Source organism: Candidatus Bandiella numerosa (genome assembly GCF_021811875.1).
Taxonomy (GTDB): domain Bacteria; phylum Pseudomonadota; class Alphaproteobacteria; order Rickettsiales; family Midichloriaceae; genus Aquirickettsia; species Aquirickettsia numerosa_A.
On the sequence record NZ_JAJBJD010000094.1, the window covers coordinates 1 to 4,256 of the forward strand.

The 4,256-nt window shown below is 29.9% G+C and carries 5 protein-coding genes; 1 reads left to right on the forward strand and 4 read right to left on the reverse strand.

Annotated features, from left to right (window positions below; translation table 11 throughout):
- Window positions 1-250: 250 nt before the first annotated feature.
- On the forward strand, window positions 251-862 hold the full coding sequence (locus tag L8D11_RS03810; RefSeq protein ID WP_236870349.1) for a M15 family metallopeptidase: 612 nt from the start codon (window positions 251-253) through the stop codon (window positions 860-862).
- Between the two features lie 57 nt (window positions 863-919).
- Here the strand turns inward: L8D11_RS03810 and acpS are convergent, their stop codons facing one another.
- The 4 genes from acpS to L8D11_RS03830 all read right to left on the reverse strand — a co-directional run bounded on the left by acpS (window position 920) and on the right by L8D11_RS03830 (window position 3,993).
- Window positions 920-1,279: a holo-ACP synthase gene (gene acpS / locus L8D11_RS03815; RefSeq protein ID WP_236870350.1), complete on the reverse strand. Its 360-nt coding sequence runs from the start codon at window positions 1,277-1,279 to the stop codon at window positions 920-922.
- A gap of 13 nt (window positions 1,280-1,292) precedes the next feature.
- Window positions 1,293-3,110: an aspartate--tRNA ligase gene (aspS, locus tag L8D11_RS03820; protein ID WP_236870351.1), complete on the reverse strand. Its 1,818-nt coding sequence runs from the start codon at window positions 3,108-3,110 to the stop codon at window positions 1,293-1,295.
- Between the two features lie 285 nt (window positions 3,111-3,395).
- Window positions 3,396-3,809, reverse strand: a complete 414-nt coding sequence (locus tag L8D11_RS03825) for a DUF2335 domain-containing protein (protein WP_236870352.1) — start codon at window positions 3,807-3,809, stop codon at window positions 3,396-3,398.
- Window positions 3,763-3,993 (reverse strand): hypothetical protein, encoded by a 231-nt coding sequence (locus tag L8D11_RS03830; RefSeq protein ID WP_236870353.1) that lies wholly within the window; start codon window positions 3,991-3,993, stop codon window positions 3,763-3,765. The genes L8D11_RS03825 and L8D11_RS03830 overlap by 47 nt, the downstream gene beginning before the upstream one ends.
- Between the last annotated feature and the right edge of the window lie 263 nt (window positions 3,994-4,256).

Below are 4,256 nucleotides of genomic sequence, written 5' to 3' on the forward strand. Positions count from 1 at the left end.
GCGAAAACAAAAAATGCAGTGGACCAGAGAGAATGCTCACAATGTTTTGCAGATTAAAGCGACTATGTCCTCTAATGAGTGGAATCTTTATGAAGCAAATATTGACAATGAGTTGATTCTAAAAGTTACTTAACGCTATCTAATATTTATGCTTCCTATTCAATATGGCTACAATTATTTGACCTTATATTTTTCATACTACTTGCTTTTATAGACCTAGGAAGTATCATACATAATAAAATTAAGTTTTATGCATAAGGATTTTGTATATTTAAATGATATTGCGCCTGAGATAATTACCGATATCAGGTATGCTACGACCAATAATTTCACTGGTAAAGTCGTTATTGGATATGAAAAAGAAGTCTGCATTATCACATTAAAAGCTGCAAACATTCTTAAACAAATTAATTCAGAGCTCAATCAATATGGCTTAAATTTGAAAATCTTTGATGCTTATAGACCTAAAATGTCTGCGAAGAATTTTATAGATTGGGCTAATTCTGAAGAAAATAATCCAGATATTAAAAAAATATATTACCCAAATATCCATCGCTCCAAAACAATTGGTAATTACATATCAGATACCCTTTCAACCCATTCTAGAGGAAGTACCGTTGATTTGACGATAGTTGAAAAAAATACTAATAATCAATTGGAGATGGGCACTATTTTTGACTTTTTTGATAAAACTTCTAATACCGCAAATGCTGATATATCAAGTGAGGCTAAAAAAAATAGGTTACTGCTTAAGTCAATAATGGAAAAATATGGATTTCAAAATTTATGGAAGGAATGGTGGCATTTTACACTAATTGATGAACCATTTAAAAATGAATACTTTGACTTTACTGTTAAATAGGAAATTTTTTTGCATCTTTAAAGCAATAATATTATGACCTACGGCTAATTTCTATGATTAATTTTTCTCTAATACCACATAAGATATGGCATATTTAGTTTCATCAGAAATTGATAAAAAAGCCCTGATATTTTTTTTTTGCAATGGGTGTTTACTAAAATAAGGAGCCCCATTTTCATCATTTAATATTTCAATATCTTGAAAATTAATTTTTTTTCCAATTCCACATCCAGCTGCCTTTGCATATGCCTCTTTAGCTGAAAATCTTTTGGCGTAATAAAAAACGTTATTCGCTGATCTACTTAATCTTATTTCTTGCTCTGTAAATACCCTATTTAAAAATTTATCCTTAAATTTATCTAGGGTTGATTGAACCCTGTCAATATTCACAATATCGCAACCAATACCAAAAATCATTAAATAACTAGCTTTATTGTTTTACCTTTTTTAAAATCGATATCCCTAACTCTGATAATAATTTTTTATCAACTTCAGATGGAGCACCCATCAACAAATCTTGTGCATTTTGATTAAGTGGAAACGCAATAACTTCCCTAATATTTGGTTCATTAGCAAGCAACATTATCATCCTATCAACACCTGGAGCAATGCCTCCATGTGGTGGAGCACCATATTTCAAGGCCTTCACCATTGCTGGAAATGACTTATCAACCTGCTCAACACTATATCCAGTATTTTCAAATGCTTTATACATTATTGGTAATTGATGATTTCTTATAGCACCACTTGATAACTCAATACCATTACAGATAATGTCATATTGATATGCTTTAATGCATAATTTTTCCTCTATTGTACTTGCTTTATTTAAAACATCTAAACCACCCTGAGGCATAGAGAATGGATTATGAAAAAAGTCTAATTTCTTTTCATCTTCACTCCATTCGTAAAACGGGTAATCAACTATCCAACAAAAATTAAATTCATTTTCTTTAATTAACCCTAAATCATGTCCAAGCTTATTTCTAATTTTACCAGCATTTGACGCAGCAATTTTTTCAACATCGCAGGCAAAAAAGACTGAATCACCAGCGTTTAAATTGCAAATCTTCTTAAGCTCTACAAATTTTTCATCACTCAAAAATTTTGCTATTGGCCCTTTGCCATTTCCGCTTTCATCAACTATAATATAAGCTAACCCTTTTGCTTTTAAATCAGATTGAGCATACGCAATCATCTTATCATAAAACCCTCTACTCAAATCTCCACATTTATGAATTGGAATTGCTCTTATTACGCTACCCTTTTCAATCGCATTACTAAATATACTAAAATCTGATCCTTTAAAAATATCTGTAACATCCGCTATTAATATGGGATTTCTTAAATCAGGTTTATCAGTACCATATTTCAAAATTGACTCATCATACGATATTCTTTTGAATGGAGAGTTGGAAATATTCCAATTAGAAAAATTTTTGAAAGTGTTTGACAATATTATCTCTAGTGTAGCAAATATATCTTCCTGTGTCACAAACGACATCTCAATATCAAGTTGATAAAACTCTCCAGGTGCCCTATCAGCCCTTGCATCCTCATCTCTAAAGCATGGTGCAATTTGAAAATACCTATCAAATCCAGAAATCATATATAATTGCTTAAACTGCTGTGGGGCTTGCGGAAGAGCATAAAAACTACCAGGATTTAATCTACTCGGTACTAAAAAATCCCTAGCTCCCTCTGGAGAACTTGCTGTTAAAATTGGAGTTTGATACTCAGAAAAACCTTGCTTCCACATCTCGTTTCGCAAAAATTTTATAACATCACTTCTTAATTTAACATTGTCGTGCATTTTATCTTTTCTTAGATCAAGGAAGCGATACTTTAATCTTAAATCCTCTGGAAAAGGTTGAGTGGAATTTACATTTATCGGCAACATCTCTGCTTCAGATTCAACAATATATTTCTCAATAACAATTTCAACTTCCCCTGTTGCCATTTCGTTATTAATTGTATCCTCTGACCTTTTAACAACCCTGCCCTCCACTGTTATTACACTCTCATAACTTAGTGATGTTAATTTATCAAAATCTTCTTTTGGTATAGTATGAATCCTGTTATCTTGATCTGAAGTAACCAATTGAACAATACCAAAATGATCTCTCAAATCGATAAAATATACCCCACCGTGATCTCTTTTTCTGTGTATCCACCCAGAAACTTTCACCAACTTTCCAATATCATTAAAACTTAAATCACCACACTTATGTGTCCTAAACTTATGCACTTTAAATACTTATTATATTTTTCCAGACAATACACTATTTAACATTTTTTAACAATTATCAATTTTCATTTTAGTGTGAGCATGATATCAACTATATTGTTGTGAATTTTGCAATTTCACATTTGAAGTCTTTACCACCCTAACCTACTTGCCTGCTACAAAAACTATACTATGATAATCATCGTTATTTACCTACCTAAAATCCAACATCTGTTTGAACTTTTACAACACTTTTATGGTCTTAAAAAATCTTGTTCTTGTTGCATAATATTACTCATATTCTTATTATAACTTTCCAGTTAACTTATTTGATTTAATATTTAATATAAAAAGAAAAACAAACCATGTAATAAATATTATTGCCCCAGTTTTAATAGATCCATTATTAAATGAGTTGAGAGAAACATATAATACAATAGTACTAAATACAAAACTTAAAAATTGACCAAATCTCAATGTTGCATTTATTGATTTCACCCAATTTTCATGATTTTGAACTTTTTGTCCCTGCTCCATCTTTGTTAATTCCATTAATTCCTTAGTGAAACCTGGATAAATTTCTTCATAGCTCTCTAAAATTGCTGGAGATGGAAATTTATTGTTATTATAATTATTAGTATTTTTGTTAGTGTACCTATTATTGTTTGTTATTTTATTTCTTTTTGTATTGATTTCGAAATTTACGTTTTTTTTCCTCATTTTTATGCTCTTTCATTTTATTAAAATTTTTACTAATAATAAATGCGACATCATTAAAATTGTCATCTAGATTATTATGCCTATTTGAATGAAATTTTTTTACAGCACCATAATAAAAATTACCAAAAGAGATCATACCCTTTATAAAATTTTCTAAAAAATTGAATTTCCCTGTTTTATACATCTTTTATACATCGTTAATTAAACCTAAATTGCAATAAATGCCACTTTAAAAAAGTATACGGTGATATTATAGCATTATTTTTTTATAAATGCAATGTATTATCAAACATTTTAATCATTAACTAAGTTGCAATGCAATAAAGGAAGCATAAATATTAGATAGCGTTAAGCAACTTTTAGAATCAACTCATTGTCAATATTTGCTTCATAAAGATTCCACTCATTAGAGGACATAGTCGCTTTAATCTGCAAAACATTGTGTGC

Bases quoted from the DNA above. Each gene is read 5' to 3' on its own strand.
- acpS (WP_236870350.1), bottom strand. From the start codon at position 1,279: ATGATTTTTGGTATTGGTTGCGATATTGTGAATATTGACAGGGTTCAA.
- L8D11_RS03830 (WP_236870353.1), bottom strand. From the start codon at position 3,993: ATGTATAAAACAGGGAAATTCAATTTTTTAGAAAATTTTATAAAGGGT.
- L8D11_RS03810 (WP_236870349.1), top strand. From the start codon at position 251: ATGCATAAGGATTTTGTATATTTAAATGATATTGCGCCTGAGATAATT.
- L8D11_RS03825 (WP_236870352.1), bottom strand. From the start codon at position 3,809: ATGAGGAAAAAAAACGTAAATTTCGAAATCAATACAAAAAGAAATAAA.